Origin of the sequence: Testudinibacter crocodili, from assembly GCF_006228025.1 — a bacterium.
GTDB lineage: Bacteria > Pseudomonadota > Gammaproteobacteria > Enterobacterales > Pasteurellaceae > Chelonobacter.
In genome coordinates this window covers 1-17,732 of sequence record NZ_VDHF01000053.1, presented here as the reverse complement: position 1 = coordinate 17,732, position 17,732 = coordinate 1, and the positions used below count along the sequence as shown (strand labels likewise).

The 17,732-nt window shown below is 44.3% G+C and carries 17 protein-coding genes; 11 read left to right on the top strand and 6 right to left on the bottom strand.

Features of this window, described 5'->3' with window-relative positions; genetic code table 11:
- Nucleotides 1–46 precede the first annotated feature (46 nt).
- From FHQ23_RS05985 to asnS, 3 genes are all read right to left on the bottom strand, one after another.
- Nucleotides 47–838, bottom strand: coding sequence for an MOSC domain-containing protein (locus FHQ23_RS05985; RefSeq protein ID WP_139613500.1), 792 nt, complete (start codon nucleotides 836–838; stop codon nucleotides 47–49).
- A 20-nt stretch (nucleotides 839–858) separates the two neighbouring features.
- Nucleotides 859–1,365, bottom strand: a complete 507-nt coding sequence (locus FHQ23_RS05980) for a DUF2301 domain-containing membrane protein (RefSeq protein ID WP_139613499.1) — start codon at nucleotides 1,363–1,365, stop codon at nucleotides 859–861.
- Nucleotides 1,366–1,428: 63 nt separating this feature from the next.
- A complete protein-coding gene (gene asnS / locus FHQ23_RS05975) occupies nucleotides 1,429–2,832 on the bottom strand; it encodes an asparagine--tRNA ligase (RefSeq protein ID WP_139613498.1) in 1,404 nt (467 codons plus the stop codon).
- 248 nt (nucleotides 2,833–3,080) lie between these two features.
- Between asnS and FHQ23_RS05970 the strand changes: the two genes are divergently transcribed.
- A complete protein-coding gene (locus FHQ23_RS05970; RefSeq protein ID WP_139613497.1) occupies nucleotides 3,081–4,286 on the top strand; it encodes an ROK family protein in 1,206 nt (401 codons plus the stop codon).
- A gap of 99 nt (nucleotides 4,287–4,385) precedes the next feature.
- Nucleotides 4,386–5,111: a dethiobiotin synthase gene (gene bioD / locus FHQ23_RS05965; RefSeq protein ID WP_139613496.1), complete on the top strand. Its 726-nt coding sequence runs from the start codon at nucleotides 4,386–4,388 to the stop codon at nucleotides 5,109–5,111.
- Nucleotides 5,112–5,188: 77 nt separating this feature from the next.
- Here the strand turns inward: bioD and FHQ23_RS05960 are convergent, their stop codons facing one another.
- Both FHQ23_RS05960 and matP read right to left on the bottom strand, forming a co-directional pair.
- Nucleotides 5,189–6,592, bottom strand: a complete 1,404-nt coding sequence (locus FHQ23_RS05960; RefSeq protein WP_139613495.1) for a Do family serine endopeptidase — start codon at nucleotides 6,590–6,592, stop codon at nucleotides 5,189–5,191.
- A gap of 160 nt (nucleotides 6,593–6,752) precedes the next feature.
- Nucleotides 6,753–7,199, bottom strand: coding sequence for a macrodomain Ter protein MatP (matP, locus tag FHQ23_RS05955; RefSeq protein WP_132967565.1), 447 nt, complete (start codon nucleotides 7,197–7,199; stop codon nucleotides 6,753–6,755).
- Nucleotides 7,200–7,355: 156 nt separating this feature from the next.
- Between matP and FHQ23_RS05950 the strand changes: the two genes are divergently transcribed.
- From FHQ23_RS05950 to FHQ23_RS05920, 7 genes are all read left to right on the top strand, one after another.
- Complete coding sequence (locus FHQ23_RS05950; protein ID WP_176552263.1) at nucleotides 7,356–9,134, top strand: AAA family ATPase; 1,779 nt, start codon at nucleotides 7,356–7,358, stop codon at nucleotides 9,132–9,134.
- Between the two features lie 142 nt (nucleotides 9,135–9,276).
- Nucleotides 9,277–9,804 carry a bifunctional 3-hydroxydecanoyl-ACP dehydratase/trans-2-decenoyl-ACP isomerase gene (gene fabA, locus FHQ23_RS05945; RefSeq protein ID WP_139609461.1) on the top strand — a complete coding sequence of 176 codons (528 nt, stop codon included), beginning with the start codon at nucleotides 9,277–9,279 and terminating at the stop codon, nucleotides 9,802–9,804.
- Nucleotides 9,805–9,958: 154 nt separating this feature from the next.
- Nucleotides 9,959–10,282 (top strand): hypothetical protein, encoded by a 324-nt coding sequence (locus FHQ23_RS05940; RefSeq protein WP_139613493.1) that lies wholly within the window; start codon nucleotides 9,959–9,961, stop codon nucleotides 10,280–10,282.
- Nucleotides 10,283–10,528: 246 nt separating this feature from the next.
- On the top strand, nucleotides 10,529–11,518 hold the full coding sequence (pheS, locus tag FHQ23_RS05935; protein WP_139613492.1) for a phenylalanine--tRNA ligase subunit alpha: 990 nt from the start codon (nucleotides 10,529–10,531) through the stop codon (nucleotides 11,516–11,518).
- Between the two features lie 61 nt (nucleotides 11,519–11,579).
- Nucleotides 11,580–13,967, top strand: a complete 2,388-nt coding sequence (pheT, locus tag FHQ23_RS05930; protein ID WP_139613491.1) for a phenylalanine--tRNA ligase subunit beta — start codon at nucleotides 11,580–11,582, stop codon at nucleotides 13,965–13,967.
- A 3-nt stretch (nucleotides 13,968–13,970) separates the two neighbouring features.
- Complete coding sequence (locus FHQ23_RS05925) at nucleotides 13,971–14,264, top strand: integration host factor subunit alpha (protein WP_132967559.1); 294 nt, start codon at nucleotides 13,971–13,973, stop codon at nucleotides 14,262–14,264.
- 72 nt (nucleotides 14,265–14,336) lie between these two features.
- Nucleotides 14,337–14,837, top strand: coding sequence for an NlpC/P60 family protein (locus FHQ23_RS05920; RefSeq protein ID WP_139613490.1), 501 nt, complete (start codon nucleotides 14,337–14,339; stop codon nucleotides 14,835–14,837).
- A 240-nt stretch (nucleotides 14,838–15,077) separates the two neighbouring features.
- On the opposite strand, the gene can is transcribed toward FHQ23_RS05920, so the two are convergent.
- Nucleotides 15,078–15,779: a carbonate dehydratase gene (can, locus tag FHQ23_RS05915; RefSeq protein ID WP_139613489.1), complete on the bottom strand. Its 702-nt coding sequence runs from the start codon at nucleotides 15,777–15,779 to the stop codon at nucleotides 15,078–15,080.
- Between the two features lie 97 nt (nucleotides 15,780–15,876).
- On the opposite strand from can, the gene FHQ23_RS05910 reads away from it, so the two are divergent.
- Together FHQ23_RS05910 and FHQ23_RS05905 are read left to right on the top strand one after the other, a co-directional pair.
- The gene (locus FHQ23_RS05910) at nucleotides 15,877–16,809 is read left to right on the top strand and encodes an ABC transporter ATP-binding protein (protein WP_139611521.1); all 933 of its coding nucleotides are present in this window, start codon (nucleotides 15,877–15,879) and stop codon (nucleotides 16,807–16,809) included.
- 2 nt (nucleotides 16,810–16,811) lie between these two features.
- Nucleotides 16,812–17,579: an ABC transporter permease gene (locus FHQ23_RS05905; protein ID WP_267963639.1), complete on the top strand. Its 768-nt coding sequence runs from the start codon at nucleotides 16,812–16,814 to the stop codon at nucleotides 17,577–17,579.
- Nucleotides 17,580–17,732 lie beyond the last annotated feature (153 nt).

Sequence of the window (17,732 nt, the reverse complement as noted above, 5' to 3'; positions counted from 1 at the left end):
ACTTTTGTCAGCAGTCTAAAGTGCGGTTGTGCAACCGCACTTGAATCTATTCCAAGATTTGCAGTGAATCACCAATTCGGATAATCCCGCAATTTAGTGGCACGAGATTGGTGCCGAATATCGGTTGTCCCTGCTTATCAGCGAACTGTTTTTTGAGGGTACGAAACGGTTCCATGTTACGTTGTAACTCTGCTGTTTGCGGATTGCGTGTGGTCAGTATACAGCGAATGCAAGGCTTGGCATTGATAAATTCCACTTCGCCAATGCGAATTTTCTGCCACTGGTTTTCACTGAATGCCGCTGCGTTGTCGATCACCAGATTGGCACGGAATTGTGCCATGCTGATCTCGACGGGGCAGTGTTGTTGCACGCTGGCGAGCGATTGTAAATTGGTCAATAATAACGGATAACCGTCGGCAAAAGACAGCGCTTGTTCGGGATAGCGTTTGATGCGGCGTTGCGGCTCAAAACCAAGCCAACGTAGTTGAACCGCTCTTTGCAATTTTTCGCTGAACCAGTTATTGATGTTGTCGTTGGCAAGCAATGAATTAAAATGGTTGCCCCAGACTTGGCATTCAGATTGCCGGATAAAATCATGATAAAGTGCGGTGACGCTGCTGCCGTCTTGATGGTGAATGTGCAATCCTTGTGCGCTCGGCACGGCGCTAAAGGCAAACAGTTCGCCGTCTTTGCGAGCGCTGATAAAACTGCCATCCGGTTCGGTCAACATAAAAGTGCGGTCAAATTCTAAACCGTAGGGCTGTACCAACGCTTTGGAAACCGTGATGGGCTGGGTGGATTTGATCGGATACAGATTGATTTGGGTAATACGACTCATATTCTTTGCCTTTTCTTGCCTTAAATCTGATATTTGGTTTTATCACCGATATCAAAATGCAGCGGCATCCGCCATTTTTGAATGCTTAAAATCAGTAATAACAGCGTGGCGATTCCCGAAAGAATTTGCGCCGCCAGCGTTGCTTGCATGACTAAACTCAACCACAGCAAGGCTAAAAATAGCGGTTGTAAATTTAAGCCGAACACCCGAAAACAAAAGTATTCTTTGAAACACAAACCACCAAGGGTAAAAAATGCCGCACCTAGCCCCAGCCACTGCCAGTCCAGCACAAAACAGACCGCTGCCGCCCAAGTGGCAAATTGTAGTAATAGACGAAAATGTTTCAGGTAGATATGCAATGAAGCGGCACAAAGCACTGCCGCCAGCAAAACGCCCTTAGTCGCCCAATCAAAATGATAGGGCAGTAATGCCACTGACGGCACCGCCAGCACAAAGCCACATCGATACAGGATCACCGTTAAGTAATCCCAAAAATCCATTGGCGATTGAATATGTGGATCAGCCATCATGACCTCGCTTGGTTGATAGGAAATAAAAAACAAAACCCCGCCGCAGCGGGGATTGAGTGCTTAGAATGACGCGTTGCGCGGGTAACGTGGGAACGGAATCACATCACGAATATTTTGTACCCCGGTCACATAAACAATCAAGCGTTCAAAACCGAGACCGAAGCCGGCATGCGGCACGGTGCCGTAACGGCGCAAATCACGATACCAGCTGTAATCCTCTTGGTTCAAGCCCATTTCAGCTAAACGTCGGTCCAACACCTCCAACCGCTCTTCCCGTTGTGAGCCGCCGATGATTTCGCCGATGCCCGGTGCCAAGACATCCATTGCCGCCACAGTTTTGCCGTCGTCATTAAGGCGCATATAGAATGCTTTGATGTCTTTCGGATAGTTTTTCACCACCACCGGCGAGTTGAAATACTCCTCAGCCAGATAGCGTTCATGTTCCGAAGACAAATCAATGCCCCATTCCACCGGGAATTCAAACTGTTTACCGGATTTCAGTAACACTTCAATCGCATCAGTATAGTCGATTTGGGCAAAGTCAGAAGCGATGAATTTTTGCAGGCGATTGATCACATTTTTATCGACCCGCTCTTCAAAGAATTTGAGATCGTCGGCACGCTCTTCCAAAACGGCTTTAAACACATATTTCAGCATCGCTTCAGCCAGTGCGGCATTGTCTGCCAGATCAGCAAAGGCAACTTCCGGTTCAACCATCCAGAATTCCGCCAAATGACGGGTGGTGTTGGAGTTTTCTGCACGGAAAGTCGGACCAAAGGTGTAAATTTTACTTAGCGCACAGGCGTAAGTTTCACCATTTAACTGCCCAGAAACCGTTAAAAATGCTTCTTTACCAAAGAAATCTTGTTTGAAATCGACCAAGCCGTTATCACCACGTGGCAAGTTTTCCAAATCTAACGTTGAGACGCGAAACATTTCGCCAGCGCCTTCGGTGTCGGATGCTGTGATGACCGGTGTCGCCACCCAATAAAAACCTTGCTCATGGAAAAAGCGGTGAATCGCTTGTGCTAAACAGTGGCGTACTCGCGCCACTGCACCGATTAAATTGGTGCGTGGGCGCAAGTGTGCCACTTCACGCAAGTATTCAACGCTGTGGCGCTTCGCTGCCATCGGATAAGTTTCAGGATCGTCAACCCAGCCACAAACCGTGACATCGTCGGCTTGCAGTTCAACCGCTTGTCCTTGCCCTTGTGAAGCGGTGACTTTTCCGCGAACAATCACTGAACAGCCGGCGGTAAGATTCAACACCTCGTCCTGATAGTTCTCTAGTTGGTTGCTGACCACGGCTTGAATCGGGTCGAAACAAGAACCGTCATAGACCGCCAAGAATGAAAACCCTGCTTTGGAATCACGGCGGGTTCTGACCCAGCCACGCACTGTAATCTGCTCGCCAACGGCGATTTTACCTTGCAAAACATCACTGATTGATGAAATTTTAGCCATTTTTTCCTCAAATTATTCAGATATAAAAGTATCGCTTTAGTTTACTGATTCTTATCTAAAATACAACGATTTGAACTGAAATAAGCCATCGGATGAGTAAATATTTGTTTGTGATTAAATTATTGTAGAATCGTGAGCTGATTAGCAGAATTGAGATTATCTTATTGTAAATCAATAAATAAATGCGTATAAAGGACAATTGATTAAAAACGTTATTGACCTTTACCATAAAACATAAAAGAAAAATTATGCCCAAGATAAAACAAGATGGCGCCAACCGCGTAAATTTGCAGCATTTAGGTTCAGTCTATCGCTTGATTGAACAGTTTGAGTTGATCTCAAGAATTGATTTATCAAAAATCTCCGGTTTTGCACCAGCGAGTATTACTAATTTAACCAGAGAATTGATTCACTCCCACTTTGTGATCGAAAGAGCGGTACAAAATACAATCGTACGCGGACGCCCGGCAGTGGGGATCTGCCTGTCGCCATTTTATTGGCAGTATTTGGCGGTGACTTTAAGCGAAAAAAGCTTGGATATCAGCCTATGTGAACTCAACGGTAAACAGTTGCGTCAGCAACTTTATAGTCTGGATAAAACGCTGCCATTAGAAAGCTTTATCAGTCGCGGAATAAGCTATTTTTTACAGCAAAACAGCGATATCACTCAGCATATTTTAGCTTGCTCCTTATGTATTTTAGGGCGGATCGATAAATTTGAAAAACGGGTTTATCTGGGGACGGAAGAGCTGAATCCTGACTTGCAGGAAGTGCTGCAAAGTGAGTTTAAATTCCCGATTATTGTCGCTGAACACTTTGCGATGTGGACTTTTGCCGAGAGCCATTTGGGCAACGCCATCAATAGTAACAACGTTATTTTCTTGCAGTTTGACGACGCAATCAATATCAGTGTGTTAAGTGAAGGCAAGATGATCAAAAATGAAAAACAGAAACGCATGAATATTGATAATGTCACGTTGCCGAAACTCAGCGAGTTGAGTGATAAAATTGCCCAAGATGTGCCGGAAATGGAACGCCACTATCTGTATAATCAGGTTAGTAATAAAGCGATTTATCAATTGGTCGATCTGTTATTGCCGAATCAACTACCGAATGACGAGAGTAAAATTCAATTCTTGTGCGAACAGGCTCAGCAAAACCAGCCGGACGCCATCACCATCATCCATCACTTGGCGGATAATGTCTCTTATCTGTTGATGTATTTGACCAATATTTTTGCTTCTGAAAAAATCATGATCAACACGCGTTTGCTGTCGGTGAAAGAGATTTTTCTGCAACGTTTGGCGGACAAATTGCAAGACGCCTTGTTGTCAGATGAACAACAAGTGGAAATTATCACCTCTAAATTCAGCTGGAATGACCCAACAATAGCTTCCTCTGCTATCAAGCAACAGCTCTATAGTGGCGAATTATTTAGTGAACATATCCGCTGAGGATAACGTTAATTGATAAAAACTTGTGTTAGCTCAATAAATTGATTTCTGTTTTTGCTTACAATCCCTCTTGTGCAGTTTATATGTAGAGGGAAGATTATGAGTTGTTTTTTTGTTACCGGCACAGATACCGGTGTGGGCAAAACCGTTGCCAGCCGAGCGATTATTCAGGCATTGCGCAAACAAGGTTGTCAAATTGTCGGTTATAAGCCGATAGCCTGTGGCGACGGTGGATATCATCCCTATTTGGAAGCGACACCAGAACCACAAAATCAGCAGAATATTGACGTGTTGACCCTGTTGGAGAGCAGTGGCGAGTCGCTGCAATACCAGGATATTAACAGTTATACCATGCCGCTAGAGCAAGAGCCGGGGCTGAATGATTTTCTGGAGCAGCCGCAATTGATTAAGATTGATAAATTAAATCATGACTTAAAGCGCCTATCTTCACGTTATCAATCTGTGTTGGTGGAGGGAACGTTCGGTTGGTTGACGCCAATTAACCGAGAGCTGGATTTTTCCGATTGGGTCAGTCAACATCAAATGCCGGTGGTATTGGTGGTCGGGATTAAAGAGGGGTGTATCAATCACGCCTTGTTGACAGTGCAGGCGGTTGAAAAGAGCGGTGTGCCGTTGATTGGCTGGGTGGCTAATCGGATTAATCCCGGTTTGAGTAATTACAGCGCAATTATCGAGTTGCTTTCCAGTAAAATTGAAGCACCGTTGCTAGGGCAGATTCCGTATTTATATCATCCTGAAAAACAAGATTTGTCCGGTTTTATGAATAATATTGACCGTTTGAGCTATTTACAGACTATCCGTTGACTTCCCCCAGTGCCTAAAGTAAAGCCGGGGGAATACCTACCCGGCTCACCTCGCAAAAATCCCGAATAATATCGGTATTATGGAATCAATAAATAGAAATTATTGTTGCCGCGCGTGATATTCAGGGCGACGGCGGATGGTTTATTATCCAAAATCTTACGTAATTCACCGATGTTACTAATTGCTTGACGGTTGACGCCGACAATCACATCGCCAGCTTGTAAACCAAGCTGTTCGGCAGAAGATTTGGCTTCTACTTTTAAGATCTCAACACCTTTGCGCCCATCTTTATCGTAATTGCCCAAATCAGCCCCATTTAAACTCGGAATCAGGCTATTGGCACTGGTTTGCGCTTGATCGTCAGATTGCAGTACCACATCGGCTTTTTCTATTTTGCCTTCACGCAGGTAGGTCAAATTGACGGTTTTTCCGGCGCCGGTGGTGGCAATTTTGGCACGTAGCTCAGCAAAGCTGTTGATCGGTTGACCATTAATTTCAGTGATCACATCACCGGCTTTTAAGCCCGCTTTGGCAGCGGCAGAATTTGGTAGTACTTCGCTGACAAATGCGCCTTTTTTGGAGTCGATACCAAAGGCTTTTGCCAGATCTGCGCTCAACTCACCGCCTTTGATACCCAAAATTCCGCGCCGTACTTCGCCAAATTCAACGATTTGATGGACCAGACTGCTTGCCATGTTACTTGGAATCGCAAATGCGATGCCGACATTGCCGCCGCTTGGGGCAATAATCGCTGTATTGATTCCGATCAGCTCGCCGCGCAGGTTGATTAAAGCGCCACCGGAATTGCCACGATTGACCGCAGCGTCGGTTTGAATGTAGTTTTCATAGCTGCCGCCATCCATACCGGTCGAGCGTCCTAAAGCGGAAATAATACCAGATGTCACTGTTTGCCCCAAACCAAATGGATTACCGATGGCAACCGTGTAGTCGCCAACGCGGATTTTATCTGAATCAGCCAGTTTAATTGCGGTTAAATTCTTTGGCGCTTCGATTTGCAGTAACGCCACATCAGATTGAGAATCGGTGCCTAATAATTTGGCTTTCACTTCCCGCCCGTCTTGCAGCGAAAGAGTGATATTATCAGCGTTATCGATCACATGATTGTTGGTTAACACATAACCTTTTTCCGCATCGATAATCACGCCAGAGCCTAAGCCTTTGAATTCGCGTGGTGCGCTGTTGCCGAACATATCACGCCCGAAAAAGAACTTAAACTCTTCTGGAATCATCGAATCTTGTTGACTTTGCGTGCCAGTAACATTCACCGTCACCACGCTTGGCAGCACTTTTTCTAACATCGGCGCCAAACTTGGGGTTTGTTGGTTGAGGTAAGATGGTGCTTGCAGCAAGGTCTCTGTCAAGGTCGTGCTTGGGGTGCTTTCCGTTTGCGCCATCGCTGGCAAATTAAATAGACTCAAGCCCAGAACTGCGGCTGATAAAATAAATTGACTTTTTTTCATCTTCATTAAATCTCATAAAAATATTGTGTTGAACATGATATACAGGGAAACAATACAACCTATTTACCTGAGTTAGTATTAAGCTTAATCTTTACAGTAAGACAGATATTTTGTGCAAATGTTCCGTAATCTGTAGCAAATAGATGGTATTGCTCAAATGTTATTCAAGGAGTTCCTGCAAATTTTTTTTCATCAGGTCAACTTGACTGGCATACAGATCTTTGTTTTCGGCTTCATCAATCATATACATAATCGTTTCAGAAAGGGTCATTCGCATTTTGCGCGAATGCTTGGAAAGCCTTGACCAAACGGCGTATTCTAAATCAATCGATTTCTTTTTGGTGGCGCGTTTTTCTGCATTGAAAAAGCGTTTGCGTCTGGCTCGAATGGCTTGATCTAACTTAATCACCAACGTATTGGCTAAATGCTGACGAATCCAATCTTCAATGAGTGCGGGATAATGTTGCAGTTGCAATAGTTCATTGGCTTTTTCGTCTTCCAGACTCCTTTCCTGATAACGGCTGATCGTTTCGCCGTTACGGACTTTTTTCGCCAGATACAGCCATTTCCAATGCGCTTCCTGATTCTCTAATTTCTGGTATTTCATCCGGTTTTCCCTCGTAATTCGCCAAGTATGGTCAATTTATGGCAGTTACTAATGTTACATTGTCACGTTTGAGTGTACTCTTTTTTCAGGTCAAAGTGAACAACTTGTTTAAATCAGGGTATAATGCCGTCTAAAGCAATAATAAGAGAGAAAAATGTGAAGGTAGATAGCTTAAACTGGCGACAATTGACGCCGCAGCTCAATTTTGACGGCTGGCATAAAAAAACGGTAGCACCATTGGCGTTACAAGATAGAGCCTTGACGGCGCTTACCGCATTTCTCAATGCGGAAAGTGGCTCGGTACTGGTGTTAAAAACCGATGAGCAGCGTGATTATGCAGACATTTTGCAAGATTATATCTGCAATCACAGCCTAGGGAATCGTCCGATCAGTGGTGTCAATTATGTGATCGAGCAAGCGGACTCTTTTTCGTTCCCTATCATTGAAGCCCGTCCGGCAACGACACTTGACGATAATTTTGCTGCCAAAAGTGCGGTTGAATACGCCTTGTATTTTGATTCAGCACGTTTATTCGGGCATGTGTTGCAACACCCTATCTCCCATGATTTGAAACTACAGCCGGGATTAGTGCATCAGGTCTGCAACGGGGTGCTGATTTTGGCGGTTAGTCCGCTATTGAGTAATCCGACATTGTGGCAGCGATTAAAACATCTTTTATCCAGCGGCTATTTTGAATGGCTATCGCCTAATCCGTTGAAACCGATGAATTATCAGATTCCGGGTTATCAACTGCCGTTGAAATTGATTCTGCTTGGCGATCGCGAAACGCTGGCAGAATTTTCCCTACTAGAGCCTAATTTATACGATATTGCCCAATATGCAGAAGTTGACAGCTATTTTCTCACCGACAGTGTTGAAGCACAGCAATTGTGGATTAACCATCTGTATTGGCAGATCGAGCAGTTGGGTTTGCCGGAATTCAGCCATGGTGCGCTGACCGCACTTTTCCGTCAGGCGGTGCGCGAAAGTGAAGACGGCTTACGCCAAACGATTAAGCCGTTACAATTAAAAAATTGGCTGACTGCCATCGCCAAAAGTAAGCCAGAAGCAGAGCAACTGCAAGCGCAAGATGTGGAACACTATTTTCAACAGTTAAATTATCAACGTGCCGCTTTGCAAGCATATAGCCAGCATGAGGTTTTACGCGAACAGATTTATATTTGTAGTGAAGGGCAGTTTGTCGGCGAAATCAACGGCTTATCGGTGATTGAATATGTCGGCACTCCGGTCAGCTATGGTGAACCGAGCCGGATTACATGTACCGTACAATTTGGTGACGGCGAAATTATTGATGTTGAACGTAAAAGTGAGCTGGCAGGCAATATTCACGGCAAAGGCACGCTGTTGGCACAAGCTTGTTTGAGTAATCTGCTGGATCTACCGGCGCAATTGCCATTTTCGGCTTCGATTGCCTTTGAACAATCTTATGCAGATATTGACGGTGACAGTGCTTCGCTGGCGCAATTTTGCGTGTTGGTCAGTGCGTTGGCGAATATTGCTATCGAGCAGGGCATTGCGATCACCGGTGCTATTGATCAAGGTGGTTTGGTACATTCTGTTGGCGGGGTTAATCTCAAAATTGAAGGATTTTATGCGATTTGTCAGGCGCGCGGCTTAAATGGTAAGCAAGGCGTGATTATTCCGGCAACTGCAGTCGAGAATCTGAGTTTGCAGTCTGACGTGGTGGAAGCTGTGAAGTGCGGTCAGTTCCATATTTGGGCGATAGAAAATGTGCAACAGGCAGTTTATCTGCTAACCGGCAAACAGTTGTTACCTGAAAAAGAGTCCGATGAGGGAGAACACAGTCTCGCCGAGATCATTTCACAACGTATCGAAAATAAGATTGAAACGCTGGTAGCACCACCATTCAGTAAATTTTTGGCTTGGGTGAAATCGATGAGGAATGGCAAATAAATTCCAGCTTACAGTTGTTAGCTATTTTATTCTTCGATTAACTTTGTTAGAATCCGTTAACTTTTTGGCTGCACGTTATGCTACCTTTAGCTATGTTTTAAATAACAACGTTTTTCAATAGTAAAATGGAGAGAAATAAAATATGAGCACTGTTCCCAATAAAAAACCGTCTTACAGCTACGAAGATCTGTTGGCATCCGGGCGTGGCGAATTATTTGGACCAACTGGGCCACAATTGCCGGCCCCGACGATGCTGATGATGGATCGGGTGAATCTGATGACTGAGGACGGCGGAAATTTCGGTAAAGGTTACATTGAAGCAGAACTGGATATTCATCCTGAGCTGCCGTTTTTCGGCTGCCATTTCATTGGTGATCCGGTGATGCCGGGCTGTCTGGGATTAGACGCGATGTGGCAATTGGTTGGATTTTTTCTTGGTTGGATTGGTGGTGAGGGTAAAGGACGTGCGTTGGGCGTAGGCGAAGTGAAATTCACCGGACAAATTCTGCCGACAGCAAAAAAAGTCACCTATCGTTTGCATATGAAACGGGTGATTAACCGTAAGTTAGTGATGGGCGTTGCCGACGGCGAAGTCGAAGTCGATGGCAGGGTGATTTATACCGCCACCGATCTGAAAGTCGGTCTGTTCCAAGATACTGCGGCATTCTAAAACGTTTCTTATCAGTTCCTTAACCGCACTTTAAGCAAAAAGCGATATAAAAGTGCGGTTTTGCTTTCTTTATTTTTCTGCTGTTCCTATAATTCTAATCAATAAACCAAGATCAGGTTGCTGTCACAGCTAAGCAATAAGTAAGGAAATAAGTGTGCAAAAAATATTAAATAGCAGATTAATCAGAGCGTTATTATTATCAATAGCGATGTTGGGCTTGGCAGCATGCAGCAGCCAGCCGGCTCCACAAGCCGTATCAGTGTATCCTAATCCGCACATGACGCCACCGGCGCAACCGGTACCGTCACCGCCGGAGCAGGAAGTTAGGAATGCCAGTGATAACCGCCAAAAAATGGATTACAATCAGCGAAATATTCATATTCGCCCTGCGGTATCGGTCGGTTATGGCTACCATCGCGGTTGGCGTTCGCATCGGCAGTACCACGCTGGCGCTGGTTTTTATCCCGACTATTGGTAAGAAAACACAATAAGCAGGTGATTTTTAAGGGCGAATGTATTATCATGAGCCTGTTTTTGAATAACCGTTATTGATATGCGACTACAACTGTTTTTTGACTGATTTTTTCGCTTTAATGTCACCGCCAAACAACTTGTTGGACGGGCTTTGGAGTTTGCTAAAAATCGGCAATAGATCCTGAAAGCCTCCGTTCGGAGGTTTTTTTGTATAGTTGCTATCTGTGAGATGTCCTAATTGGAGATAAAAATGCAACAGCTACAAAACATCACGGTACAAGCATTACAGGCCGTGGAACAAGCAAGCGATATTACGACGCTGGAAGCCGTTCGGGTCGAATATTTTGGTAAAAAGGGGCATTTCACTGCCTTAATGCAAGGTTTGCGTGATGTTTCACCAGAAGAGCGTCCGGCGGTCGGACAGCTGATCAATGATGCGAAACAGCAGGTGCAAACCGCACTTAATGCTAAAAAAACTGAATTGGAAAGTGCTAAATTAAACGCACAATTAGCTCAAGAGAAAATCGATATCAGCCTGCCAGGGCGTAGAGTAGAAAGTGGTGGTTTGCATCCGGTGACCATTACTATTAATCGAGTGACTAAATTCTTCTCTGAATTGGGATTCAGTGTAGAAACCGGACCAGAAATTGAAACTGATTATTATAATTTCGATGCCCTGAATATTCCGGCACACCATCCGGCAAGAGCCGACCACGATACGTTTTGGTTTGATGTCAATCGCTTGCTGCGAACCCAAACCTCCGGGGTACAAATTCGGACCATGGAAAAGCAACAACCACCGATTCGGATTATGGCGCCGGGCAGAGTGTATCGTAATGACTATGATCAAACCCATACGCCAATGTTTCACCAGATTGAATTGTTGTTTGTCGATAAAAAAGCGAATTTCACCGAACTGAAAGGCTTGCTGCATGATTTCTTGCGCAACTTCTTTGAAGAAGATTTACAAGTGCGGTTCCGTCCGTCTTATTTCCCGTTTACTGAACCGTCCGCAGAAGTTGATGTGATGGGGAAAAACGGAAAATGGTTAGAAGTATTGGGCTGTGGCATGGTGCATCCGAATGTCTTACGCAATGTTGGGATTGACCCGAATGAGTATTCCGGTTTTGCGGTTGGTATGGGTGTTGAGCGCTTGACAATGTTGCGTTACAACGTCACGGATTTGCGATCATTCTTTGAGAATGATCTGCGTTTTCTGAAACAATTTAAGTCACTATAAACTACTGTAGATCCTAAGCAGACTGAGCAAATTAAGCAGAATAAGCGGAGAAAATAACGAGATGAAATTGAATGAATCATGGCTACGGGAATGGGTTAATCCGGCCATTAATACTGAACAATTGGCGGAACAAATCACGATGTTGGGCTTGGAAGTGGACGGCATCGAAGCGGTTGTCGGACAGTTTGACGGGGTGGTGGTCGGCGAAGTCGTCGAATGCGAACAACACCCAAATGCCGATAAATTGCGTGTGACCAAAGTCAACGTTGGCGGCGAACAGTTGTTGGATATTGTTTGTGGTGCGCCAAATTGTCGTCAAGGCTTAAAAGTGGCGTGTGCTGTGGTCGGCGCCACCTTGCCGAGCGATTTTAAAATCAAAAAAGCCAAATTACGCGGTGAACCGTCAGAAGGGATGTTGTGCTCTTTCAGTGAATTGGGAATAACGTCCGACGCCGACGGCATTATCGAATTGCCTGCGGATGCGCCGATCGGCACTGATATTCGTGATTATCTGAAATTGAATGATAAAGTGATTGAAATCAGCCTGACCCCGAACCGTGCCGACTGCTTGAGTATTCGCGGCGTGGCGCGCGAAGTCGGTGTGGTCAATAAAGTGGACGTTGTTGAGCCGGAGATAACACCGGTCGCGGTCAGTATCGCAGACAAAGTTGAGATCAAACTTTCAGCGCCTGAGGCTTGTCCACGTTATTTGTTACGGGTGATCAAAGGACTGAACGTGCAAGCAGCATCACCGCTCTGGCTGCAAGAGAAATTGCGCCGCTGCGGAATTCGTTCTATCGATCCGATTGTCGATGTCACCAACTATATTCTGTTGGAATTAGGACAGCCGATGCACGCCTTTGATAGCGCAAAAGTGGTGCAGCCGGTTGAAGTGCGAATGGCAAAAAATGGCGAAGAATTGGTTTTATTAGATGGTACGACAGCGACGTTGCGTGATAATACCTTAGTCATTGCCGATCAAAACGGTCCATTGGCGATGGCAGGCATTTTCGGCGGAGAAAAAAGTGGTGTGAGTCCGCAAACGCAAGATGTGATTTTGGAATCTGCTTTTTTTGCGCCATTAGCGATTGCCGGGCGCGCTCGTCAATATGGTTTACATACGGATTCTTCACACCGTTTTGAACGTGGCGTCGATTTTGAGTTACAGCGTCACGCAATCGAGCGTGCAACCGCACTTTTAATTGAAATTTGTGGTGGTCAAGCTGGTGAAATTTGTGAAGTCATCAGCAAGCCAGATTTGCCACAAATCCAAACCGTTACTTTACGTCGTAGCAAATTGGATTCATTGTTAGGTCACCACATTGCCGATGAAACCGTCACCGATATTTTAAATCGTTTAGGCTTCAGAGTGACTTTTGCTGACGGGCTGTGGACGGTAACGCCGACCAGCTGGCGTTTTGACATTGAAATCGAGGAAGATCTCATTGAAGAGGTCGCACGGATTTACGGTTATAACAGCATTCCAAACAATGCACCGTTGGCGCATTTGAATATGCGTGAACATAAAGAAACTGATGTTGAATTGGCACGGATTAAAACCGCACTTGTTGATCGCGATTACCAAGAAGCGATTACCTATAGCTTTGTTGATCCAAAGCTGCAAGCCTTGTTGCACCCTGAACAGCAGGCGTTGGTTCTGCCAAATCCGATTTCTGTGGAAATGTCGGCAATGCGTTTATCACTCATTCCGGGGCTGTTGGGTGCCTTACTTTATAATCAAAATCGCCAACAAACCCGTGTGCGCTTGTTTGAAACGGGGTTGCGTTTTATTCCGGATACCAGTGCGGAGTCGGGTGTTAAACAGCAATTTGTGCTAAGTGCGGTTATCAACGGCAGCCGAAAAAACGAGAGTTGGGCTGAAAAAACGGAAGTTGTTGACTTTTTTGATCTAAAAGGTGATCTAGAAGACATTTTATCGCTAACAAGTGCTGGAAATAAACTCAATTTTGTAGCAAAATCATATACAGCATTACATCCGGGACAATCTGCGGCGATTATGGCGGAAGATCAAGAGGTTGGCTTTATCGGCACACTACATCCGCAAATTGCACAAAAACTGGGGTTGAGCGGAAAAACAGTCGTCTTTGAAATCTGTTGGGATGCCATTGCAACTCGTGACATGGTGCAAGCCAAAGCAATTTCGCGTTTCCCGGCAAACCGCCGTGATATTGCGGTTGTGGTTAGCAACGATGTTGCTGCTGCGGATGTAATTAGGGCCTGTCGTGCAGTTGCCGGGGAAATATTGACCCATGTGAACTTGTTTGATGTTTATCAAGGTAACGGGGTTGCAGACGGTTATAAAAGTCTGGCAATCGGTTTGACACTTCAGGATAATCAAAAAACGCTTGAAGAGGAAGATATCACCAAGGTGGTATCAAATGTAGTATCTGAATTAAAGCGGAATTTCAATGCTTATTTGAGAGATTAGACTATGACATTAACGAAAGTAGAAATTGCAGACAGTCTCATTCAGAAATTCGAACTGACCAAGCGTGAAGCAAAAGATTTGGTCGAAAGCTTTTTTGAGGAAATTCGGGTTGCTTTAGAAAGTGGAGAAGACGTTAAACTGTCTGGTTTCGGCAATTTCCAACTGCGTGACAAAAAATCTCGCCCTGGTCGAAATCCGAAAACTGGCGAAAGCGTAGCCGTTTCTGCACGCCGAGTGGTGGTTTTCAAACCTGGTCAAAAATTGCGTGCACGCGTTGGACAGAATCTTAAAAAATAACGCACTGTTTCTGTGTTGAACAGGTTCAGCCAAGAGGGTTGGAAACAGATAAAATTGGATAGCTGGATTTTGATGATAAGGGCAAAAAATCTGTTTGGTTTCAAACAGAAGATAGGATTATTGATATGCTTGGCAGTATTTGTACTGTCTGGGTGTTCTTCTTCGTCCTCTTCCCGTTACCAAGGCCGTTTGCCTGATCCGCTGTATACTATGGCGCAATTGAGCGAACAACAGTATCAGTGGGGCGGTACGCCGTATATTCTGGGTGGTAACAGCCGCCGAGGCGTTGATTGTTCCGGCTTTGTTATGCGTACTTTTGCTGATCGTTTTGATATTTCGCTGCCAAGAACGACTGCAGCACAAGCAAAAGAAGGGATCTATATCGAACGTGGTGACTTGCAGACTGGCGATTTGGTATTTTTTAAAACAGGGCGCGGTCCCAATGGCTATCATGTCGGGATTTATGTTAAAGATGATCAATTTTTACATGCATCAACCAAAGGCGGAGTAATTTATTCTTCATTAAATTCTGCTTATTGGAAAAAAGCGTATTGGCAAGCCAGACGTGTTTAATCACACCATTAGCTGTTGGTTAATACAGTGAATAAATTTTTATTAAACCGAGTTAATTTAACTTGGCCATTTACTAACTTGGAGGTTGAATATGAGTGATTTCAGTTATGCAATGTTGACGGTCGTTTTCTCATTAGCAATGATTGTTTATTTAGCTTTTTTGATTTTTTAACCTAGCACTTAAACAGTAAAAAACCATGTTTCATTGAGGTGATCGGTGAGACATGGTTTTTTAATTTTTTATCGTTTACTTTTTAGATCAATCGGCTTTTCAGTTTCCAGAAATTGACGTTCATTCGATGACACTAAACGGGCAATGGCATTCAAATAGGTGATCTCTAAGGTTTCTCGGCTGGTGGCAATCACCCCCAAATCATTTAAAAAGCCATCATTCACGTCATATACCCAACCATGAATCGACAGTTTTTTGCCACGAGCCCAAGCAGAACGAACTATCGACGAGGAACCTAAATTATACACTTGTTCGACTACATTGATTTTAGTCAGCATATCTGCTCGTTTTTCCAATGGCAGCGTACCAAATAGATTGCTATGCTTCAGCCAAATATCACGAATGTGCAGCAGCCAGTTATCAATCAAGCCTAAGGTATTATTTTCCATTGCCGCTTTAATACCACCGCAATTGGTATGACCACAAATAATAATATGTTCAATATCCAACGCATCGATGGCGTATTGCACCACAGACAGACAATTTAAATCAGTATGAATCACTTGGTTGGCAACATTGCGGTGTACAAACAGTTCCCCCGGACCCAGATTGGTGAGCTTTTCTGCCGGCACTCGGCTGTCTGAGCAGCCAATCCAGAGGTAGCTTGGTTTTTGTTGACCTGCCAACTCTTTAAAATAATTAGAATTCTCCTGTTGCATTCGAACTGCCCAACTATGGTTGTTGGCGATCAATTGCTCTATTTTTTTCATAGCTTATCCTTGTTATATGTTTGCCTTTGCTCTGTTATAATACGCCAAATTGTTTTTTTTTATTATTCATTTTTAAAATAAATAGAGTGATTATCTTATGTATGCACTTGAAATAAAGGACTTAACCAAGTCATATCCCAATGGTTTTCAAGCATTGCACGGTATCAATTTGAATGTGCAAGAGGGAGATTTTTATGCACTGCTCGGTCATAACGGTGCAGGAAAATCAACGACAATCGGCATTGTCAGCTCGTTGGTCAACAAGAGTAGCGGTAGTATCAAGGTGTTCGGCTATGATTTAGACAGCCAACTGAGCGAAGTGAAAAAGCAGATTGGCATTGTTCCGCAAGAGTTTAATTTTAACCAGTTTGAAAAAGTATTGGACATTTTGGTCAATCAAGCCGGTTATTATGGGGTGGAGCGCAAAGAAGCGTTGCAGCGCGCTGAAAAATGGCTGAAAAAACTGGATCTATGGGATAAACGCGATCAGAAATCGATGCGACTGTCGGGAGGGATGAAGCGCCGTTTGATGATTGCGCGTGCTTTAATGCACCGTCCACGCTTGCTGATTTTGGATGAGCCAACCGCTGGCGTTGATATTGAATTGCGCCGCTCGATGTGGCAGTTTTTGCAAGAACTGAATTTGCAAGGCACGACGATTATTCTGACCACGCACTATTTGGAAGAAGCCGAGTTGCTCTGTCGCCATATCGGCATTATTCAGCAGGGCAGATTGGTGATCGACACGTCAATGAAAGATTTGTTGAGTAAGCTTGAATCGGAAACCTTTGTGCTGGATCTGGCCAAATATAGCGCCGTGCCACAAATTGAGCATTACGCAAGTCAGTTAATTGATACGAATACATTGGAAGTGGAAGTGCGGCGTGAACAAGGTTTGAACAACCTATTTCATCAGCTCTCCGAACAGGGTATTCAAGTATTGAGCTTGCGCAATAAAACCAATCGACTGGAAGAGTTGTTTGTGCGCATGGCGTTAAATAAACCGCATGATGAAACACAAGGAGAGTAGTGATGTCACTGTCTTGGATTGCATTTAAAACCATTTTAAACAAAGAAATTCACCGTTTTATGCGGATTTGGGTACAAACATTAGTACCGCCGGTCATCACCATGACGCTCTATTTTGTGATTTTTGGGCAGCTGATCGGCAACCGCATCGGTGAAATGGGCGGTTACAGCTATATGCAGTTTATCGTACCGGGCTTAATCATGATGTCGGTGATCACCAATTCGTTTTCAAATGTGGCTTCCTCATTTTATAGCACAAAATTTGCACGCAATGTTGAAGAACTATTGGTTTCACCAACCTCAACTCATATTATCATTTGGGGTTATGTGGTCGGCGGTATGACGCGCGGTATCTTAGTCGGCAGTTTAGTCACTGTCGTTTCATTGCTATTTATCCCGCTGGAACTTCATTCTTGGTCGGTTGTGATTTTAACCCTGCTGATGACCAGCGCTGCCTTTGCCCTTGGCGGACTGATCAATGCGGTGTTTGCCCGCTCGTTTGACGACATCAGCATTATCCCAACGTTTGTGTTGACACCGTTGACCTATCTCGGTGGCGTCTTCTATTCGATTTCACTGTTGCCGGCATTTTGGCAAGGCGTATCAAAACTGAACCCGATTGTGTATATGATCAACGGTTTCCGTTATGGCTTTTTGGGGGTGAGCGATATTGCGTTGTACTACACCTTTTCGGTATTAATTTTGTTTATCTCCTTACTTTACGGTTTTGCCTATTATTTGATTAACCGAGGTATTGGTTTGAGAAACTAACCATACCAAGTGCGGTTTGACTGAAAAGTTGACCGCACTTTTTTGTATTACTGATTTATAGAAACGGCAGATTGTAGCAAACAAAATAGAGATAAGTGGGATTCAGGATAATAAACAAGAAAAAATCATTAAATTTGTAGGGTCTGTTGATCT